The sequence below is a fragment of the Arcicella lustrica genome (genome assembly GCF_034930985.1).
GTDB classification, from domain to species: Bacteria; Bacteroidota; Bacteroidia; order Cytophagales; family Spirosomataceae; genus Arcicella; species Arcicella lustrica.
Genome location: NZ_JAYGIM010000007.1, coordinates 157,695 through 175,957 on the forward strand (window position 1 = coordinate 157,695; position 18,263 = coordinate 175,957).

The 18,263-nt window shown below is 34.5% G+C and carries 22 protein-coding genes; 12 read left to right on the forward strand and 10 right to left on the reverse strand.

Annotation, left to right across the window (positions count from 1 at the left end):
- Positions 1-103: 103 nt before the first annotated feature.
- Both tsaB and VB798_RS10050 read left to right on the forward strand, forming a co-directional pair.
- Entirely contained in the window at positions 104-787 is a 684-nt protein-coding gene (gene tsaB, locus VB798_RS10045; RefSeq protein WP_323258341.1) for a tRNA (adenosine(37)-N6)-threonylcarbamoyltransferase complex dimerization subunit type 1 TsaB, read from the forward strand.
- 5 nt (positions 788-792) lie between these two features.
- Entirely contained in the window at positions 793-1,332 is a 540-nt protein-coding gene (locus VB798_RS10050; RefSeq protein WP_323258342.1) for a DUF2480 family protein, read from the forward strand.
- A gap of 51 nt (positions 1,333-1,383) precedes the next feature.
- Here VB798_RS10050 and VB798_RS10055 read toward each other — a convergent pair whose 3' ends face one another.
- The gene (locus tag VB798_RS10055) at positions 1,384-1,902 is read right to left on the reverse strand and encodes an HNH endonuclease (protein WP_323258343.1); all 519 of its coding nucleotides are present in this window, start codon (positions 1,900-1,902) and stop codon (positions 1,384-1,386) included.
- 342 nt (positions 1,903-2,244) lie between these two features.
- On the opposite strand from VB798_RS10055, the gene VB798_RS10060 reads away from it, so the two are divergent.
- On the forward strand, positions 2,245-3,408 hold the full coding sequence (locus VB798_RS10060) for an AIR synthase related protein (protein WP_323258344.1): 1,164 nt from the start codon (positions 2,245-2,247) through the stop codon (positions 3,406-3,408).
- 302 nt (positions 3,409-3,710) lie between these two features.
- Here VB798_RS10060 and rplL read toward each other — a convergent pair whose 3' ends face one another.
- From rplL to rplK, 4 genes are all read right to left on the reverse strand, one after another.
- On the reverse strand, positions 3,711-4,094 hold the full coding sequence (rplL, locus tag VB798_RS10065) for a 50S ribosomal protein L7/L12 (RefSeq protein WP_184129288.1): 384 nt from the start codon (positions 4,092-4,094) through the stop codon (positions 3,711-3,713).
- Between the two features lie 136 nt (positions 4,095-4,230).
- Positions 4,231-4,764: a 50S ribosomal protein L10 gene (gene rplJ, locus VB798_RS10070; RefSeq protein ID WP_184129286.1), complete on the reverse strand. Its 534-nt coding sequence runs from the start codon at positions 4,762-4,764 to the stop codon at positions 4,231-4,233.
- A gap of 2 nt (positions 4,765-4,766) precedes the next feature.
- Positions 4,767-5,465, reverse strand: coding sequence for a 50S ribosomal protein L1 (gene rplA / locus VB798_RS10075; protein WP_309914707.1), 699 nt, complete (start codon positions 5,463-5,465; stop codon positions 4,767-4,769).
- A gap of 107 nt (positions 5,466-5,572) precedes the next feature.
- The gene (rplK, locus tag VB798_RS10080) at positions 5,573-6,010 is read right to left on the reverse strand and encodes a 50S ribosomal protein L11 (protein ID WP_309914709.1); all 438 of its coding nucleotides are present in this window, start codon (positions 6,008-6,010) and stop codon (positions 5,573-5,575) included.
- 391 nt (positions 6,011-6,401) lie between these two features.
- On the opposite strand from rplK, the gene VB798_RS10085 reads away from it, so the two are divergent.
- Complete coding sequence (locus VB798_RS10085; RefSeq protein ID WP_323258345.1) at positions 6,402-6,683, forward strand: DUF2934 domain-containing protein; 282 nt, start codon at positions 6,402-6,404, stop codon at positions 6,681-6,683.
- A gap of 7 nt (positions 6,684-6,690) precedes the next feature.
- Here VB798_RS10085 and VB798_RS10090 read toward each other — a convergent pair whose 3' ends face one another.
- Positions 6,691-7,587, reverse strand: coding sequence for a 3-keto-disaccharide hydrolase (locus tag VB798_RS10090; protein WP_323258346.1), 897 nt, complete (start codon positions 7,585-7,587; stop codon positions 6,691-6,693).
- Positions 7,588-7,737: 150 nt separating this feature from the next.
- On the opposite strand from VB798_RS10090, the gene VB798_RS10095 reads away from it, so the two are divergent.
- The gene (locus VB798_RS10095; RefSeq protein WP_323258347.1) at positions 7,738-8,493 is read left to right on the forward strand and encodes a DUF6515 family protein; all 756 of its coding nucleotides are present in this window, start codon (positions 7,738-7,740) and stop codon (positions 8,491-8,493) included.
- A gap of 50 nt (positions 8,494-8,543) precedes the next feature.
- Here VB798_RS10095 and VB798_RS10100 read toward each other — a convergent pair whose 3' ends face one another.
- The 3 genes from VB798_RS10100 to VB798_RS10110 form a co-directional block, all read right to left on the reverse strand.
- Positions 8,544-9,824: a sensor histidine kinase gene (locus tag VB798_RS10100; RefSeq protein WP_323258348.1), complete on the reverse strand. Its 1,281-nt coding sequence runs from the start codon at positions 9,822-9,824 to the stop codon at positions 8,544-8,546.
- A 223-nt stretch (positions 9,825-10,047) separates the two neighbouring features.
- A complete protein-coding gene (locus VB798_RS10105) occupies positions 10,048-10,833 on the reverse strand; it encodes a 5'-methylthioadenosine/adenosylhomocysteine nucleosidase (protein WP_323258349.1) in 786 nt (261 codons plus the stop codon).
- 170 nt (positions 10,834-11,003) lie between these two features.
- Complete coding sequence (locus tag VB798_RS10110) at positions 11,004-12,305, reverse strand: NCS2 family permease (protein ID WP_323258350.1); 1,302 nt, start codon at positions 12,303-12,305, stop codon at positions 11,004-11,006.
- 123 nt (positions 12,306-12,428) lie between these two features.
- On the opposite strand from VB798_RS10110, the gene VB798_RS10115 reads away from it, so the two are divergent.
- The 3 genes from VB798_RS10115 (at position 12,429) to VB798_RS10125 (ending at position 14,147) form a co-directional block, all read left to right on the forward strand.
- Positions 12,429-12,872, forward strand: a complete 444-nt coding sequence (locus VB798_RS10115; protein ID WP_323258351.1) for a DMT family transporter — start codon at positions 12,429-12,431, stop codon at positions 12,870-12,872.
- A gap of 76 nt (positions 12,873-12,948) precedes the next feature.
- Complete coding sequence (locus VB798_RS10120; protein WP_323258352.1) at positions 12,949-13,143, forward strand: hypothetical protein; 195 nt, start codon at positions 12,949-12,951, stop codon at positions 13,141-13,143.
- A gap of 101 nt (positions 13,144-13,244) precedes the next feature.
- A complete protein-coding gene (locus tag VB798_RS10125) occupies positions 13,245-14,147 on the forward strand; it encodes an AraC family transcriptional regulator (RefSeq protein WP_323258353.1) in 903 nt (300 codons plus the stop codon).
- Here the strand turns inward: VB798_RS10125 and VB798_RS10130 are convergent.
- Complete coding sequence (locus VB798_RS10130) at positions 14,134-14,859, reverse strand: RDD family protein (RefSeq protein WP_323258354.1); 726 nt, start codon at positions 14,857-14,859, stop codon at positions 14,134-14,136. The two genes, VB798_RS10125 and VB798_RS10130, sit on opposite strands and share 14 nt — an antisense overlap.
- Positions 14,860-15,030: 171 nt before the next feature.
- On the opposite strand from VB798_RS10130, the gene VB798_RS10135 reads away from it, so the two are divergent.
- Genes VB798_RS10135 through VB798_RS10150 form a run of 4 tightly spaced genes read left to right on the forward strand, consistent with a single transcriptional unit; the run spans position 15,031 to position 18,262 of the window.
- Complete coding sequence (locus VB798_RS10135; RefSeq protein ID WP_323258355.1) at positions 15,031-15,999, forward strand: stage II sporulation protein M; 969 nt, start codon at positions 15,031-15,033, stop codon at positions 15,997-15,999.
- Complete coding sequence (locus VB798_RS10140; protein ID WP_323258356.1) at positions 15,971-16,981, forward strand: hypothetical protein; 1,011 nt, start codon at positions 15,971-15,973, stop codon at positions 16,979-16,981. Before VB798_RS10135 ends, VB798_RS10140 begins: the two co-directional genes overlap by 29 nt.
- Positions 16,968-17,672, forward strand: coding sequence for a DUF4129 domain-containing protein (locus VB798_RS10145; RefSeq protein WP_323258357.1), 705 nt, complete (start codon positions 16,968-16,970; stop codon positions 17,670-17,672). Before VB798_RS10140 ends, VB798_RS10145 begins: the two co-directional genes overlap by 14 nt.
- Before the next feature lie 32 nt (positions 17,673-17,704).
- A complete protein-coding gene (locus tag VB798_RS10150) occupies positions 17,705-18,262 on the forward strand; it encodes a hypothetical protein (protein ID WP_323258358.1) in 558 nt (185 codons plus the stop codon).
- The last annotated feature ends 1 nt before the right edge of the window (position 18,263 follow it).

Here is an 18,263-nt window from a genome sequence, read left to right on the forward strand (position 1 = left end):
TTATACAAGTATAAAAACAAGATGGCGTTAGAGAAATCTATCGCCATTTTTATTTGCCATAGCTTGGATGTAATTTTGCATGAAATAAATTATCAATATCCCAATGGCATTAATCCTTAGCATAGATACTTCCACCAAAGTATGTTCGGTTGCTCTTCATCAAGATGGCAAAATTTTGGCTTGTAGTGAGCTTTATACAGAAAAGTCTCATTCAGGAATGCTTACCACGCTTTGCGAAAATATTGTTAATCATTCTGGTTTTAGCTTGAATCAGTTAGATGCCATTGCCGTAGCCAAAGGTCCAGGCTCATATACGGGTTTACGGATTGGTGTTTCTACAGCAAAAGGCTTTTGTTTTGCGTTGGATAAACCATTGATTTCGGTTAATACTTTAGAAGCGATGATAATGCAAATAAGTGATTTCTTTCCTGAGAATTACTTGTTTTGTCCGATGATTGATGCTCGAAGAATGGAGGTATATTGTAGTATTTGGGATAAAAAGCATCACAATATTTTAGAAACTGAAGCTAAAATTATTGACGAATATTCTTTTCTTGATTTGCTAAATACACAGCCCATTGTTTTCTTCGGCGACGGAGCAGAAAAATGTCGTGAAGCCATTTCACATAAAAATGCCATTTTTTTAGACAATACTGTTCATCCTTCTGCCAAAACCATTGGTATTTTGGCAACTAAATCTTTTGAAGAATCGTTGTTTGAAAACGTAGTGAGCTTTGAACCTTTTTATTTAAAAGACTTCGTAGGAACACAACCTAAAAAAGTATAATCAAAATGGAAGAAAATATTATCATCAATAAAGTAGCCAGCAGTGGGTTAATCTCATTCGACCTTGAAGAACTTTATCATCAAGGCGAAAGAGTAGTCTATGATTTGAAAGATAACCTTTTTATGGGAATGATTTTGAAGGAAAAAGACTTTAGAGAATTCCTAAAAAATCATGACTGGTCACAGTATGAAGGTAAAAATGTGGCTGTAATTTGTTCTGAAGATGCTGTAATTCCTACTTGGGCATATATGTTATTGACCTTGAAACTTCAGGACTTTGCCAACTGTCTCGTTTTCGGAGATTTAAAAGCGTTGGAAGATAAGCTTTTTTATGAGGCACTTGCTAAAATTAATCCAGAAGATTACCGTGGAGCGAAAGTCGTGATAAAAGGCTGTTCAAAAGTACCTGTACCAACCAGTGCATACATAGAAATCACAAGGTTATTTAAACCTTATGTACAATCACTAATGTTTGGCGAGCCTTGTAGTACTGTGCCACTTTATAAAAAAGCGATGGTTAGGCAGAGTCTTTCTTCGAATCAATAATAAATTAAAACGAGGTCGCCCATTGCTGAGCGACCTCGTTTTAATTTATTATTATATCATTACTTTCTCTTTTTTCTTCCCCAAAAAAGGCAACCAGCTATCTTCTATACTTCCTCCGAAATCTCTTAAAAACATCACAAAAGAAGGTTTATAAGGTTTGGTTTTTAAAGGCATTCCTGCTTCTTCAGGAGTAAGGTCTCCTTTTCTTGAATTACATCTTTTACAAGCCGTTGTGAGATTATCCCACGAAGTTCTTCCACCTCTTGATTTAGGTAATACGTGGTCAAGCGTTAAATCATCCGGTTTTCCACAATATTGGCATTGCCCGCCGTCACGTCTAAAGATATTTTGTCTTGATAACATCACACCTTTATAAGGTAAATACACATAACGATGTAAGCGAATCACCGAAGGCATTGGAAAAGATTGCGAGACACTTCTTAGTTGCTCAGTAGCAGACTCAGATATTAAATCAGCTTTTTTTAGAAACACTAGTAAAAAAGCTTTAGGAATCGAACAAACGGTTAAAGCACTATAATCTTGATTTAAAACTAAAACTTTCCGACCCATAATCCTTAAATTTTAATGTTGAAAGAATATACTTGAACTCGTGATTGCTTTTGTAAATTTTTACTGATTTATGTGTTTTTAACAGGTATATTTAATGATTTGGTAAATTACTGATAAATCTTGAAAAAATAACGTCTTGTTATACTTTTTTGTTGCACTTAATCTTTTGTTAATCAGAAGTTTATAGAAGCATTAAAAACAGCCCTGAATTCAGATGGGTTTACCTCTTTTTAAGAAATTTATAGAGAAGCATTCTTTAGTAAAGCTATAAATGAAGTTTTTTGTTTAGATAAGCGTAACTTTGTATCATTGATTAACCAAACGAAAACAGTAAACCGCATAATGACCGATCGTTACATGCAAAGAGGTGTTTCTGCCTCTAAAGAAGACGTACATAAAGCCATCGAAAAACTTGATAAAGGGCTTTTTCCGCAAGCATTTTGTAAAATTTCTCCAGATATGTTAGGTGGCGACGACACCTATTGCAATATTATGCACGCCGACGGTGCGGGTACTAAATCATCATTAGCTTATCTTTATTGGAAAGAAACAGGCGATGTTTCTGTTTGGCGTGGTATTGCTCAAGATGCCGTGGTAATGAATACCGATGATTTAATTTGTGTAGGTGCAACAGATAATATGTTGTTATCAAGTACGATTGGTCGTAATAAAAACCTTATTCCAGGTGAAGTAATTGCTGAAATCATCAATGGTACTGAAGAAGTATTAGAAATGCTTAGAGATAATGGCATTGGTATTTGGAGTACTGGTGGCGAAACAGCAGACGTTGGAGATTTAGTAAGAACAATCATTGTAGATTCTACCGTAATTGCTAGAATGAAACGCTCAGACGTAATTTCTAACCATACTATTCAGGCGGGAGATGTAATTGTTGGTTTGGCTTCCGACGGACAGTCGAATTACGAAAAAACATATAATGGTGGAATGGGTTCTAATGGCTTAACTTCTGCTCGTCATGATGTACTTGGTCATTATTTAGCAGATTTATATGCTGAAAGCTTTGACCCTGCAGTACCGAAAGAATTAGTATATAGTGGTTCAAAACGCTTGACAGATGAAGTAGCAGGAGCACCATTAAACGTAGGTCAATTAATCCTTTCGCCAACTCGTACTTATGCACCCGTTGTAAAGGCGATATTAAACGAATTAAGACCTGTAATTCATGGAATGGTACATTGTTCTGGTGGCGCACAAACGAAGGTGTTACACTTTGTAAATAATGTACATATTATCAAAGATAATCTTTTTGCTTTGCCTCCATTGTTTAAAATGATTCAAGAAGAAAGCAATACTGATTTCAAAGAAATGTACAAAGTATTCAACATGGGGCATAGATTAGAAGTATATATCAGCCCACAATATGCTCAAACTTTGATTGATATTTCAAAATCATTCGGAATAGATGCACAAATCATTGGTAGAGTAGAAGGTTTTGAAGGTAAACAAGTAACGATACAATCTGAGTTTGGAGAGTTTGTTTATTAATTAAATCAAACCAATGATTCCTTTTAAAATGTAGCTGTAACCCTTGCGGCTACCGTTTGGAGTATATAAAAAGACAGCAATGTTTATTATTTGTTTCCCCTTTTAAGGAAACATTATGTAAAAAAGAACTCTTCCTATTAGAGGGCGACTTAAGTCACCCTCTAATAGGAAGAGTTCTTTTTTCTAGTGACAAGGGATTGACAACTATCCTAAATCCTTTAAAATCAGCCGATTAGTCTTTAAAACAAAAAAAAGGTTACAACTAAGTTGCAACCCTTTTTCTATTCTAAAATATCAGCTAATTACTTAACTTCAACTTCAGCACCAGCTTCTTCTAAAGATTTTTTCAAACCTTCAGCTTCGTCTTTAGATACACCTTCTTTAACAGCTTTTGGAGCTCCGTCAACTAAATCTTTAGCTTCTTTCAAGCCAAGACCTGTTAAGTCTTTCACCAATTTAACTACTGCTAATTTGCTAGCACCAGCAGATTTCAAGATAACATCAAATGATGTTTGTTCAGCAGGAGCTTCAGCAGCGTCACCACCACCAGCGTTACCAGCTACAACTACTGCAGCAGCAGCAGCAGGCTCGATACCATACTCATCTTTCAAAATTGCTGCTAATTCATTAACTTCTTTTACAGTTAAGTTCACTAATTGCTCAGCGAATGCTTTTAAATCTGCCATTGTATTAAGATTTTTTATTGTTTACGATTTTATTAATTTACTATATGTTTTTGTACTTGGAAGCCTATTTCAATTTGAAAATAAGCTAATTTAAAAATTTGAAAATGATTATTGCAATCAGAATCAAGTTTGAAAATTAACCTTCTCTCTCTGAAAGAGTTTTGATGATACCAGCTAATTTGCCACCGCTGCTTTGAAGAGCAGAAACAACATTTTTCGCAGGAGATTGTAACAATCCAACGATTTCGCCAATCATCTCTTGTTTAGACTTAACATTTTCAAGAGCAGCTAATTGATCTTCTCCGATGTATAAACCTCCTTCAATAGAAGCACCTTTGAATTTAATTTTATCTTTACCTGCTTCTTTTTTGAAGTCTTTGATCAATTTCGCAGGTGTCTTAGGATTTTCTGGAGAGAAAATGATTCCTGATAAACCTTTGAAAACTGTATCGTTAAATGAAGTATAGTCTACTCCAGTTGTTTCCAATGCTTTTGCGATAAGCGTGTTTTTAACGACACGGTACTCAAAACCACGTTGGAAACACATTCTTCTAAATGCGTTTACTTCTGCAACAGTTAAACCACCGGTATCTGTAATATAGAAGTAAGGAGTAGCAGCGAACTTTTCGCTCAACTCTTGGATAATTATACCTTTTTCTTCCTTTGTCATGATTACAAACCTTTAACTGTTCCTTGGTCAATTTTAACACCCGGAGACATTGTAGAAGACAAATTAACTGACTTCACATAAGTTCCTTTGGCTGAAGATGGTTTCAATTTCAACAAAGTGTTGATAAGTTCCTGAGCATTTTCAGCTAATTTCTCAGGAGTGAATGAAACCTTACCGATAGAAGTGTGGATGATACCAGTTTTGTCAACTTTGAAGTCGATTTTACCAGCTTTCACTTCTGTAACAGCTTGTCCAACGTTCAAGGTAACAGTACCTGATTTTGGATTTGGCATTAAGCCACGAGGTCCTAAAACACGACCTAAACGACCTAACTTAGCCATTACGGTTGGCATTGTGATGATTACATCAATGTCAGTCCAACCTTTTTCAATTTTTTGGATATATTCATCCAAACCAACAAAATCAGCACCTGCCGCTTTTGCTTCTTCCTCTTTATCAGGCGTACAAAGTACAAGAACTCGTACTTCTTTTCCTGTTCCATGAGGCAAAGCAACTACGCCACGAACCATTTGGTCAGCTTTACGAGGGTCAACCCCCAAACGAACGTCGATATCTACTGAAGAGTCGAACTTCGTATATGAAATCTCTTTCAAAATTTCAGCAGCTTTCGTAAGTGAATACGATTGCGTTGCGTCAAATTTTGATTGAGCTTCTTTTTGCTTTTTTGTTAACTTAGCCATTATTCTTTTCAATTTGAAAATTTGAAAATGAGCTAATTCGAAAATGATATTGAAATTAAAGTTGATTAAAATCAATCTTCAAATTTTCAAATTATCTAATCTTCAAATTAGAAAGGTTTTTCTCCTGTTACGTTCAAGCCCATTGAGCGAGCTGTACCTGCTACCATGCTCATTGCTGATTCGATGGTGAAACAGTTTAAATCAGGCATTTTTGTTTCTGCGATAGTACGAACTTGATCCCAAGATACTGAACCAACTTTTTTCAAGTTTGGTTGAGCAGAACCCAATTTTACTTTCGCTGCTTCCAACAACAAAATTGGTGCAGGAGGAGTCTTAACTACGAAATCAAAAGATTTGTCTTTGTAGTAAGTAATCAAAACTGGAAGAATAACACCTGGTTTATCTTGTGTTCTAGCATTGAACTGCTTACAGAACTCCATGATATTCAAACCCTTAGAACCCAAGGCTGGACCAATTGGGGGTGATGGGTTAGCGGCACCACCTTTGCATTGCAACTTTACGTAGCCTGCTATTTCTTTTGCCATTATGGTAAAAATTTAAAATCGTTTGAGTTATTGAAAATTTTCTGCCAATAAGGGTGGAAGCTTCCTTACCTGAAAATCCTCGGTCTATTTCATGTAGATTATTTTGTAACTAAACAATCTGATTCACAGTCATTTGAAAGTACTTATTCATACTTTTTACCTAACTGGTCTATGAAACGGACTGCAAAATTACGGCTTTCTTCTTAATATACAAATAGTTATGAAAGATTTTGACGAGTTTTTTTCAATGAAGTGTTTTAAAAGACAATATCTGTCGGAATAATTTGATAAAAGACGGAGTAAAATTAATTTAAAGAAGATAATCCAGCGAAATTCAATAAATTATGTTGAAATTATTGAGCGAACAATATTTCTATTTAATGTCAAAATAATGCTATACGATATAACCATGTGTAAAGGAGAGGCTTGCCCTAAGAAACACCTTTGCTATCGACATACAGCAGACATTGAAGGGAGACAGGATTTTTTCCCTAATCCCCCTTTTGATGTTGAACAAAATACTTGTGAGTTTTTCTGGCAAGATGTTCAGCGTTTTGAACAAATAAAATTGCGTGCTTACGAAATTTATCTTGAAGAGCGTCGCCCACGTGGCAGAGCGCTCGACCATTGGCTAAAAGCCGAACAAGAATGTATTGAAAAATGGAACAAGTAAAACGTCATTATTTTTTGCGATAAGTACAGCTTTTATTGTCAGATTCTTTATAATAAGATTTGTAATTGGTTGCTTTTGGGTCGGTACATCCTTTTAAATTCAGCAATTCTATATTACGAAAATCAATGGCATGACTTTCTGCTTGCATTGCGATATAACCACCTTTCAATGGTTGTCCATCTTTTTTAATCCATTCTGCTCCATTATCAATCTTAGCTTGTTTCCAATCATAATCAGGACTAACAAAACCTCCGCCGATGTGTAATTTTTCGAAAGTCAATACTGTGTCGCCTTCAATGATATGATGAATCAACGAATCGCCATATACAATTGCCTCAGCTTTTACCCATTGGTCACCGTTATATGTTTTTGAATGTGAATCTGTACAATGGTCAGTTACTATTTTGCCATTCATATATACTTCGGTACCTGGCGTACATAAATTTCCAGTATGACGCTCACCTTTTCCTAAACCACCTAATAATTGTAATTCCAAAGAAACAGGGAAAGATTGCCCTTTCGATAAACTTTTAGCTGATTGAGAGTGCAACATTACACCGCTATTTCTTACATTCCATGATGCACCACCAGCCAGTTGTTCTCCTTGAAAACGATATTCAAAGCGAATGATATAATAAGAATATGGCGTTTTGTAATAAATATGCCCAAACTTATCATCAAAAGTTTTGTATTGATCATAAGCAATACGCATCATGCCGTTCTCTACACGAAAAGTATTTTTATAATTTACATTGAGGTTTTCACCAGCAATTTTGATGTCCCAGCCATCTAAGTTTTTACCGTTAAATAGTTTTATCCATTCTTGCTTATCAGCTTTTTTTTGAGCGAAGATTGAAAAAAAACAACCGTTTAATAAATAGATTAAAATAAGGTACTTTCTCATCTGTTATTTTTTTAGAAGGGTTTAAATGATTTTGTTTAAGCCAATAAATGCTCAATTTACTCAAATGTTAATGATTGTTAATGAAATGATATAGACTAAACTATTAAAATCATACCCAATCTAAACGACATAAATTAAAAAAACACGATTATGAAAGCAATGCACATTCAACCTAACACTTCAGTAGAAGTTGGTTCTAAAAGTAAAATCACATTAGCCACGCTTATTTTGATGGCAAGTATAGGGCTTGGTAGTTCTTTTGCTAGTAACGCTCAAAATCCACATGGTGATAGAGGAAGAGACGACAAAGGCAAAAAAGAAAAACACGACAATGGAAATCATGGACGAGGCAGAGACGATAACCGTGGTAATGACAGATACGACAATAACCGTGGTGGCGACAGATACGATAACCGTAAAGTAGTTGTTAACAGAAGACCACAAACAACTGTAATTTATAGAAACAGTACTCCAAACTGGCGTTATGCTTCTTTACCAAGACGTAACACGGTAGTAAATGTTGCACCGAGTACTTCTATTTCTGTTTCGTTCGGAGGAATAAATTTCCGTTATAACAACGGTGTTTATTACAGACCGTACCAAAACACATACATGGTTACGCCAGCACCGATAGGTATTAGAGTACAATATTTACCACGTGAACACAGAGTTTTTAATCTTTATAATCGTCCTTATCATTATTATAACGGAGCGTATTATGAATATCAAAACAACGATTACGTAGTTGTTCCTCCTCCAATCGGTGCTTTGGTTGAAAGTATTCCTGATGGTTATGAGAAATTACAAATCAATGGTGATACGTATTATATCGTTGATGGGGTTCAATATAGAGCAGTTTTACAAAACGGAGAAATCTGGTACGAAGTAATAAAAATCATTAGTTAGGTGTTTAGGTTTTCAGAAAGGTATCGGCATTTGTCGATACCTTTATTGATTTAAACAATGTAGGGAATGAATAATCTAAACTCACAACCCTCTCCTATTTTACTTTTCAATTCTATTCTTCCTTTATGACCTTCCACCATTTCTTTCACATAATAAAGACCAAGACCAAAGCCTTTCACATTATGGACATCGCCTGTATGTACTCTAAAAAATTTATTGAATACCTGTTTCTGGTCTCTATCCGAAATCCCAATGCCATTGTCTTTAATAGAAATCACCAAGTTGTTACCAATATTTTCTGAAGAAATCTTAATAAGAGGTTTTCGTTCGCAATATTTAACACCGTTGTCAATTAAATTGTGAATAATATTAGTAAAATGTAATCTGTCGGCTTTGATTAAAGCATTTTGGGCTTTCAATTCAACAATTAGTTCTCCGTTTTTCTCCTTAAATAACGGCTCACAATTGATAGACAAATCTTCAATTAATTCATTAATATCTACTTCTTCAAAATTAAGTTTATCAATTTTCTGAGCAATATTGGCAGTTTGCAAAACGGTATCTACATTTTTTTTCAGACGAGCCGCTTCTTTCCTGATAATGGCTGCATAGCTTAATAATCGTTCAGGAGTATTCACAATTTCTGGTTTCATCAGTACTTCACTGGAAATAGAAATGGTCGAAATTGGCGTTTTGAATTCATGTGTCATGTTATTGATAAAGTCATTCTGAATTTCAGAAAGTCGTTTCTGTTTGAAAATCAGCATCAAAGCATACACGAAAAAAGCCATCACAACCAACAAAATTGCCGAAGAAACAAACCAATTGTCGAGATCACTTAAAAGAAATAATTTTTTATCAGGGAAATGAACACCAAAGTAATAATTATGAATTTTCAAATCTGGAAAATGGTAATTACTGGTAGAATCTGAACGGTCGCAATTTTCAGAATGACAAACAAAAGAAGTATAATTGATGTCATCTTTCAAGCAGTCATAAACGCCAAATTCAAAATTGAGGCGAATATCATTATGAGCAAATTCCTGTTTTAGAAACTCCTCCAAAATCATGTGATTGATTGTATCATTTACCTGAACGGTATAATAATTTGAAGTAATTCGCTCGACAGGGTCAATCAATTTATTATTGGGATTTTTATTGAAATCCAACAGTCGTTTGCTCACTACTCGCAAAGCGGAAGTTGCTCGCTGGTCAAAATCACGGTCTTGTATATCATAAGCCTGACGAAACCAATAATACTGTACAATAATTACTCCTCCCAAAAGAAGTACAGAAAGTGCAACGAATATTCTGAGTGTTTTTGAATTCATATTATTAGCCTTGAGCTATGAGTAATGAGCTTTTAGCTTTTTTGTTTCTTGTATTTATAATTTAAGTCAAAAATCCTAAAATCTTGAATCTTGTTTTTAAAATTCCAAATTCCTCCAGTCCTAAATTCCTCAAGCCTACAGTCTTGTCTCTTGCTTCTAACATCTAAAAAGAAAGAACGCTTTTCCCAACAAAAATAGTTTTTCTATTAACAATCATTAACTTTTACAAACTTCCCAAAATACCTAAAACCAAACTAGCCGAATTATATGCTGCCACAAATTCAAAGGTTTTCATATCTAAATGTGCTTTTGAATTGGCATTATCGCTAATACTTCTGATGACTAAACAAGGTATTTTTTGCTGATAACATACTTGTGCAACAGCAGCACCTTCCATTTCGGTAGCATCTGCGCCATATTTCAGTCTTAATTCTTCTACTTTTTGATTGGAATTCACAAAAACATCGCCAGTGGCAATTGTTCCTGTCATTACTTTTAGGTTTCTGTTTCCTACAATTTTATACTTTGTTTCGTTGGAAATACTTTGTGCTTTTTTCAGTAAGATTTCATCCGCAGGAAAGTAAATCGGATTTAATTCAATATATGCAGGATTTCGAGTAGCACGCAAGGTAAAACCTGTAGAATCTATTTTGCCAAAATCGTGTTCAAAAGTAGCTTTTGCGATTACAATATCGCCCGGTTGTAAATCTGGATGAATCCCACCTGCTATTCCTGTAAAAATCAATTGTTCAGGATTCCATTTCATCAATAAAATACTTGTCGTCATAGCGGCATTTACTTTACCAACGCCCGTTAAAGCTACCACAACTGAACGTCCACGTAATTCGCCCGTCAAGAAGCGAATGCCTTTTAGATTTACTTCCTTTTTATTGCTCAGTGAATCTTCCAATAATTTTACTTCCTGACTAAAAGCTCCCAAAATAGCCGTTAAAGGCTTTTGAGCTTGAATTTGTAAACTGATGAAGAGAAATAAAAGTAATTTTTTCATGGGAAGTAATTTGAAAATTTGAAAGTATGTTGATTTGAAAATGTATGCTTAAAATGAATACTCATGGCATGATTTAGAGTCATGCCATGAGTGAAATTAAATCAATATGAATTTGGAATATAAACTTCTTAAAAAGTTTACTCCTTCTTCTCAAAGCTTATAGCTCACCGCTAACTTATCACTAAAGACAAGATTGCAAAGGCATCAATCACCCAAAGTGCGGTTGAGACTTCTTTGTGTTTTCCTGTGAATACTTTGATGATTGTCCAAGAAAGAAAGCCCCAAATAATTCCTTGTGTGATGGAATAAGAAAAAGGAATCAGTACCAAAGCTAAAAAAGCAGGAATGGCATCATCCATTTTAGACCAACTGATTTTAGTAATGGGTTTCATCATAAATACTCCAACAAGTATTAAAGCGGGAGCCGTAGCAATGGAAGGAATCACCGACAATAAAGGCGATAGAAACATAAAAGGCAAAAACAAAATCCCAGCCGTAATAGCGGTTAAACCTCTCCGTCCGCCTTGTTCAATGCCTACTGCTGATTCTATATAAGCCGTTCCGGGACTTGTTCCTAAAATGCCACCCAATAAAGTAGCGACAGCGTCGGTCAATAAAGACTGTTTAATATTTCGTGGTTCGCCATTTTCATCATACAAGTACGCAGCTTCTGCCAAACCCACAAAAGTAGAAAGGCTATCAAACATATCAGTAAACACAAAAGCAAAAATGATAGGAAACAACGCAAATTTGAAAGAGCCAATGATGTCTAATTGAAAAAGTAAACTAAAATCTGGCGAAGCGATAAGTCCGTTCCAATTGACTAAAGTTTTTTGTCCGAAATTAATGGCTGAAGCATCTCCCCAAATTCTTCCGATAGGAATTGCCAACAAAGTAGTAATAATGATACCGATAATAATTGCTCCTTTTACTTCACGGACAATCAAAATCGCAGTTAATAATAAACCTATTAAAAAAGTAATGATAATCGGATTATGGAAACTGGCAATGCTCACCAAAGTAGCAGGATTTGAAACGATAAAATGTGCATTTTCAAAACCGATAAGGCTGATAAACAAACCAATTCCCGCAGAAATAGCGAAACGAAGTGGTTTAGGAATCGCTTTTACGATATAAGTACGCAGATTAAAAATAGATAAAAGCAAGAAAAAAACACCTGCCCAAAACACTGCTCCCAAAGCAACTTGATAGGAAATCCCCATGCCTTTTACGGCTGTGAATGTAAAAAACGCATTCATTCCCATGCCCGGAGCAACCACAATTGGGTTTTTCGCATACAAGCCCATCATCAAACTACAAAAGAATGAAAGCAAAACGGTGGCTGTCAGCACGGCATCAAAAGGCATTCCAGCTTGAGAAAGTATAGAGGGATTGACGATGATAATGTACATCGTGGCTAAAAATGAACTTATGCCTGCAAGTATTTCAGTTTTTTTAGTTGTTGGTGACATATAAATGGTTTTTGTCTAAAAATAGGGATTGTTCATCAGAAAGACAATAAGAATGAACTATCAAACTTTAAATATGATTTTGCGAAAAACGTACTCAATGAATTATTTTTATTAAATTTCACGATGCAATACTTCTTTATGTTTTTGGCTTTTCTTTGCGGAGTGGTTTTTCCGATACAAGCTGGTTTGAATGGAAAAATGACTAAAATTGTTGAAAACCCAATTTTAGCGGCGTTTTTATCATTCTTGACGGGTTTAATTACTTTGGGCATTTACGCTATCATTACTAAAGTGCCTCTCAAACAAATTACTCATGCACAAAATGCACCTTGGTATGTTTGGTTTGCAGGAATTCTGGGTGCTTTTTATGTGAGTACAGTCGTAATTTTGATTCCAAGATTGGGCGTAGCATTTACTTTCGGCTTAATTGTAGCGGGACAAATGGCAATTTCTATGGCTTTAGACCATTTCGGATTGTTTGATTTACCAGTAAAGCACATTTCGATTGGAAAAATTATTGGAGCTATTTTATTAATCATCGCTGTTGTGTTAATTCGCAAGTTTTAAACTGTTTTGATACCGATTTTGCTATTTTTTTCGTTGAAATAGCATTGTGTTTAAAATCATTAAAGCATTGTCACTGATGAAAAAATTAATTCTTCTTACCGTTCTTTTCTCTTGTGTACAAGTTGAAAGTGAAGCATTTACTACAAGTGCTACAAAAACTACTATTGCTGAAAGTCAATCACATTCGAGCTTAAAAACTAAGCGTCGTCGCAAAAAAGGCTTTCTTTGGGGAATCTTCAAGAAAAAAGATTGCGGCTGTCCGAAGCATTAATCATTTTTCAATTTGATTGATTTTTTATGGTTTTTTAGTAAAATATGTGCATTTTTACCTTAAAACTTTGGTTTTCAATCAATTCGATAAATTTACAATAAATGAAAGCTTCTTTTGAACAATTGAGTGATTCATCGAATAGCTCAATTTTCTTCAAACAATTAAGTTATTCTTATTTCGATGCTCCTTTTCATTTTCATCCAGAATTTGAACTTACTTTGATTGTAAAAAGTGAGGGAAAACGTTTTGTAGGAACGAACGTGGCTGATTTTCAGGCAGGTGATTTGGTTTTGTTAGGACCAAACGTTCCGCATTGTTGGAAAAACGATGGAATTGGTCCTGAAGATTCATCACAGGCTATCGTCATACAATTTAAAGAAGAAGTTTGGGGCGAAATGTTTTTTAAAAATCAAGAAACAGAACCCATCAGAATACTTCTTGAAAAAGCGAAACAAGGATTACAAATTACAGGAAAAACGAGAGACAGAATTGCAAAAGAAATGGTTTTTCTTTTGAACGTTCCTCCTTTTCAACGAATGCTTGGTTTGCTAGATTTATTGAATACAATTGCCATTTCTAATGATTTAAAATTGATTGAAAGTGAACCAAAGCAATTTGAAATGTCGGCTGTGGATTTAGATAGAATCAATAAAATTTACGCTTATGTCATCGAAAATTACACGCAAGAACTTCATTTAGAAACAGCCGCTCATTTAGCGAGTATGACAGAAACGGCTTTTTGTAGATACTTCAAGAAAATCACCAAGAAAACCTTCCTAGATTTAGTAACCGAATATCGTATCAAACACGCTTGTAATTTATTGGCTAATTCTGAAAAACAAGTAGCCGAAGTTTGCTTTGAAAGTGGTTTTGGAAATATTTCACATTTCAACAAGCAGTTCAAACAAGTAACTGGACAAAGCCCACTTGGTTACAGAAAAGTATTTTTAGCAAAAGCCGCTTTTATCAGAAGTGAAAGATGGGTGAAAGCTAGCCCTCAATAGTGGTTAAATAAGTGTGGTCTTTTAGTACTTGTTTCAAAAAATCAGCATCGTTCAAATCAGTATTAATACCCATTACTTCTTTTACTTTTTCAGTCGCTTCTTCAATCAATTGATGATTGTGTTCTCCCTTTTTCAAAACGGCTCTCAAAGTAATAATATCTTGGTCAGATAAAATACTTACTTCTGGAAACATTACTTGATAATTTTCAGCAATACTTTCTTGACGAAGCTGTTCTAAACTTACTAATGGCTTGATTTTCACAACGGCTGTTCCTGCGGCGATATCACCAATTCTTTGTCCTTTTCCATTAGCAGAAGCTACAACCAATGCCACAACTGAGCCAAAAATCATAGTGTCGGCTAATCTAAAAAGCCAACGCATCAAATAAGCACCAAGAGTAGGTTGTGTTCCATCAAGATTAATTACCCTGATTTTCATGGCTCTTTTACCAATACTTTGTCCATTCATGAATACTTCAAAAAGTAAATCATAACACATGATGGGTAAGATAAGAAAGACAAATAAAATGATGATGCCTAAAATATTATCATCAAAAGAAGCATCTAAGCCAGAAAAGACGAGTAAGTATAATGTTCCCCAAGCAAAAAAAATAACCCAGTCGATAATATGAGCTAAGATACGATCGCCAACACTTGCAGGTGTAAAGTCTAAAGCAACATTTTGTGTGGTTTGAATGCGTATTTTACTCATTGTTAATTTTTTAAGGCTGAGAATATGTATTAATTTACCTAAAACTAAGAAAAGTTTTCGATGCAAAAAAGCTAGTAGTGTGGCAACTTTCAGAAAGTTTTGTAACTTTCCGAAAGTTAGCAGAGAGAAGCATTTCAAACAAATTTTATTTATAAGCCCTAATTTACTTTCATGCGGGAAGCCCTATTTAAAAAGCATAACCTCGACAAATGGCAGGAATTTGAGGAAGACGCTCTCAATGTCAATCCTGATATACTTTCTGAAAGATTTATAGCATTGACAGACGACCTTTCGTATGCTCGTACTTTCTACCCAGATTCTCCTACTACAAAATATTTGAATGGTTTAACATCAAGTCTTTTTAGTAAAATCTATGCGAATAAACGTGAAAAGGCTAATCGCTTTATTACTTTCTGGAAAGTAGAACTGCCTTTTTTGTTTTATCAATCTCAGAAACAATTACTTTTCTCATTTATTATTTTCACGATTTCAGCTTTGATTGGTGCAGTTTCTGCAGCTTACGATGATTCCTTTGCTCGTTTAATTTTAGGAAATGAATATGTAGAAATAACTTTAGAAAATGTAGAAAAAGGCGATCCATTGGCTGTTTATGGAAATCAAGATGAAATCTCAATGTTTTTTCTCATTACCATCAATAATATCAGGGTTTCGTTTATCACTTTTGTAATGGGAATTTTCTTCTCTGTTGGTACAGGGTATTTTTTGATTTTCAATGGAATCATGGTAGGTGTTTTTCAATACTTCTGTTATCAACACGGTTTTTTAGAAACCTCTTTGTTGACAATTTGGCTTCATGGTACACTTGAAATTTCTTCCATCGTAATTGCAGGTTGCGCAGGTTTGGTAATGGGCAATAGTTTATTGTTTCCTAAAACTTTTACCCGACTTGAATCTTTTAAAAAAGGAGCCAAACAAGGCTTAAAAATTATCATTGGCTTAGTTCCTTTGTTTATTACTGCTGGTTTTATCGAAAGTTTTCTTACTCGTAAACATCTTTCTCTGATACCAAGTATGATGATTATTCTGCCTTCAGCACTGTTTATCATCTGGTATTTTGTAGTTTATCCTATACAATTAAACCGTTTTTCTAATGAAAAATTCATCAAAAATAGTCTTTGAACAAGAGCGTGATTTCAGTGACAAAATCAATATCACTTTCAATTTTGTGACTGCCAATTTTAAGCCTTTATGTTTGTCTTTATTGTATTTAACGGGTCCATTGGTACTGATTGGTGGTATTTTTAGTGGTTTGGTGCAAATTGCAGCTTTAGAAGTAGGCGGACTTGCGCAAGGACAAAGTCCAGAAGGTACAAATCCAGCAGAGATTTTCGGAGAAATCATTGGTAAAAATACAGCTTACTTATTGTCAGCGAATTACTTTTTTGCCTTGTTGTTTATTTTTTTAGCAACAATTATGGTTGCGGCTACGGTTTATGCTTTTTTTATCGAATATCAAGAATCGGAAGACCCAACAAACATTACTGTTCCAATGGTTTGGGAGCGAGTAAAAGGTTTATTTCTGCCAATTCTTGCCAGTATCTTGAGTGTTACAATCGCATTATTGGTTATTGTATTAGCTTTTGTTCTTTTTATAAGTATCATCAGTTCAGGTGCGGGTTCTGGTGTTGGAGCGAATTTGTCTATTTTCTTAACAGGAATGCTCTGTTTTATCACGATTTTGTATTTAGGAATAATCTTTATTTTAAATACACCAATTATAGCTTTTGAAAGAATTGGCACTTGGGAAGCTTTCAGCAGAGCCAATTATTTGATTCAACAAAAGTGGTGGTCAACTTTTGGACTAATGATAATTTTTGCGATTATCAATTACTTTCTTTCTTTAGTTTTCTCAGCACCATCTATCATTATTACTTTTCTGAAAATATTTAAAGTAGGTGCTGGCGGTACAGGAAACATTCCAATTATTATTTCAACAATTTTTGCTACCATTGGGCGTGTATTAATTTCCTCATTAACTTATGTGGCACTAAGTTTTCAATACTTTAATTTGGTGGAAAGAAGAGATGGAAACTCTTTAAAATCTCAGATTTCAGACATTGGTCAGAAGAAAACATTTGAAAATGAAGATGAAGAATATTAGATTGTATTATCACATTTTTATAAATTTAATATTCCTTTCGGCTTTCTTTGGCTTCAATACTTTTGCAGACTCTACAAAAGTAATTGTGAGAAAACCAAGCGAAAGCCAGCTGAGTGCTTTCAAAAAACTGAAAGATTATCAATACGGAACAGAACAAGTAAATTATGTAGATACTTGGTGGAGGCGTTTTCTGCGTGAGCTTTTTGAGTGGTTTTCAGAAAGGTTTTCAGCTGTTGGAAATCCCGATATGTGGAAAGCTGTTGCTTACTTTTTTGTAGCTGTAGTCATTGTTTTTATTATTTTGAAATTGATAGGCGTTGATTTCGATGGACTTTTCAAGAAGAAATCTAAATACAATATTCCTTATCAAACCATTCAAGAAGATATTCATCAAATAGATTTTAATGAAGCCATTGCTGAGGCAGTACTTCAAAAAAATTATCGTTTAGCCGTAAGGTTATATTATTTAAAGGCTTTAAAAGAATTGAGTGATGCAGGTTTGATTCATTGGCAAATCAATAAAACCAATCAATCTTACGTTTATGAATTACAATCATCTCAACTTAATGCTAGTTTTAATCAGGTAACACGCCAATTTGAATATACTTGGTACGGTGATTTCCAGATTGATGAAGCGCATTTCTTAGAGATTCGTGATTCCTTTTTAACATTCAGTAATCAAATTAACTAATACGATTCACAATCTAAATCGTACATAAAAATATGAAATATCTAGGTTCAGTTACTTTCTTTTCAATTTTGGTATTTATTGCATTTTCATCTTTCAAACCATCTTCAAAAACTAACAATATTCAAGATGAAGGCGATGATTATGATACACTCGACTATTACTCAATGAGTGTTTCAGGCATTAAATTAGCGAGTAATTATGGCGTAATTTTAGACAAATTAGGTTCGCCAGATTCAGTAACAAAAGAGGAGACCCAAGATGCGCAACTATCAAATCATTTTGAAATGTATTTCTACGGAAAAGACACTTTCTTTGTGATGGATGAAACCGTTAGTGGTTTTGATTTGAAAACACCAAAATTCAAAATCGATAATTTAGATTTGAAAGTTGGCGATGCGATGGCGAAAGTAAAAAAACGTTTTCCAAAATCATACAAACTTCGTGACGTTGATAATTCTGTTGAAGATTGGATTACAACAGTAAGCATAAGATTCGGAACAAGTGATTCTTTTCTGGAAATTACCGTTCAAAACGATAAAATTATTAGCCTAACAACCATCACCGACGATGGTAGCGATTCAGAAGAGTAAG

What these genes read in the sequence shown, in the direction of transcription:
- tsaB (WP_323258341.1), top strand. Translation starts at nt 104, where the DNA reads ATGGCATTAATCCTTAGCATAGATACTTCCACCAAAGTATGTTCGGTT.
- VB798_RS10050 (WP_323258342.1), top strand. Translation starts at nt 793, where the DNA reads ATGGAAGAAAATATTATCATCAATAAAGTAGCCAGCAGTGGGTTAATC.
- VB798_RS10055 (WP_323258343.1), bottom strand. Translation starts at nt 1,902, where the DNA reads ATGGGTCGGAAAGTTTTAGTTTTAAATCAAGATTATAGTGCTTTAACC.
- VB798_RS10060 (WP_323258344.1), top strand. Translation starts at nt 2,245, where the DNA reads ATGACCGATCGTTACATGCAAAGAGGTGTTTCTGCCTCTAAAGAAGAC.
- rplL (WP_184129288.1), bottom strand. Translation starts at nt 4,094, where the DNA reads ATGGCAGATTTAAAAGCATTCGCTGAGCAATTAGTGAACTTAACTGTA.
- rplJ (WP_184129286.1), bottom strand. Translation starts at nt 4,764, where the DNA reads ATGACAAAGGAAGAAAAAGGTATAATTATCCAAGAGTTGAGCGAAAAG.
- rplA (WP_309914707.1), bottom strand. Translation starts at nt 5,465, where the DNA reads ATGGCTAAGTTAACAAAAAAGCAAAAAGAAGCTCAATCAAAATTTGAC.
- rplK (WP_309914709.1), bottom strand. Translation starts at nt 6,010, where the DNA reads ATGGCAAAAGAAATAGCAGGCTACGTAAAGTTGCAATGCAAAGGTGGT.
- VB798_RS10085 (WP_323258345.1), top strand. Translation starts at nt 6,402, where the DNA reads ATGCTATACGATATAACCATGTGTAAAGGAGAGGCTTGCCCTAAGAAA.
- VB798_RS10090 (WP_323258346.1), bottom strand. Translation starts at nt 7,587, where the DNA reads ATGAGAAAGTACCTTATTTTAATCTATTTATTAAACGGTTGTTTTTTT.
- VB798_RS10095 (WP_323258347.1), top strand. Translation starts at nt 7,738, where the DNA reads ATGAAAGCAATGCACATTCAACCTAACACTTCAGTAGAAGTTGGTTCT.
- VB798_RS10100 (WP_323258348.1), bottom strand. Translation starts at nt 9,824, where the DNA reads ATGAATTCAAAAACACTCAGAATATTCGTTGCACTTTCTGTACTTCTT.
- VB798_RS10105 (WP_323258349.1), bottom strand. Translation starts at nt 10,833, where the DNA reads ATGAAAAAATTACTTTTATTTCTCTTCATCAGTTTACAAATTCAAGCT.
- VB798_RS10110 (WP_323258350.1), bottom strand. Translation starts at nt 12,305, where the DNA reads ATGTCACCAACAACTAAAAAAACTGAAATACTTGCAGGCATAAGTTCA.
- VB798_RS10115 (WP_323258351.1), top strand. Translation starts at nt 12,429, where the DNA reads ATGCAATACTTCTTTATGTTTTTGGCTTTTCTTTGCGGAGTGGTTTTT.
- VB798_RS10120 (WP_323258352.1), top strand. Translation starts at nt 12,949, where the DNA reads ATGAAAAAATTAATTCTTCTTACCGTTCTTTTCTCTTGTGTACAAGTT.
- VB798_RS10125 (WP_323258353.1), top strand. Translation starts at nt 13,245, where the DNA reads ATGAAAGCTTCTTTTGAACAATTGAGTGATTCATCGAATAGCTCAATT.
- VB798_RS10130 (WP_323258354.1), bottom strand. Translation starts at nt 14,859, where the DNA reads ATGAGTAAAATACGCATTCAAACCACACAAAATGTTGCTTTAGACTTT.
- VB798_RS10135 (WP_323258355.1), top strand. Translation starts at nt 15,031, where the DNA reads ATGCGGGAAGCCCTATTTAAAAAGCATAACCTCGACAAATGGCAGGAA.
- VB798_RS10140 (WP_323258356.1), top strand. Translation starts at nt 15,971, where the DNA reads ATGAAAAATTCATCAAAAATAGTCTTTGAACAAGAGCGTGATTTCAGT.
- VB798_RS10145 (WP_323258357.1), top strand. Translation starts at nt 16,968, where the DNA reads ATGAAGAATATTAGATTGTATTATCACATTTTTATAAATTTAATATTC.
- VB798_RS10150 (WP_323258358.1), top strand. Translation starts at nt 17,705, where the DNA reads ATGAAATATCTAGGTTCAGTTACTTTCTTTTCAATTTTGGTATTTATT.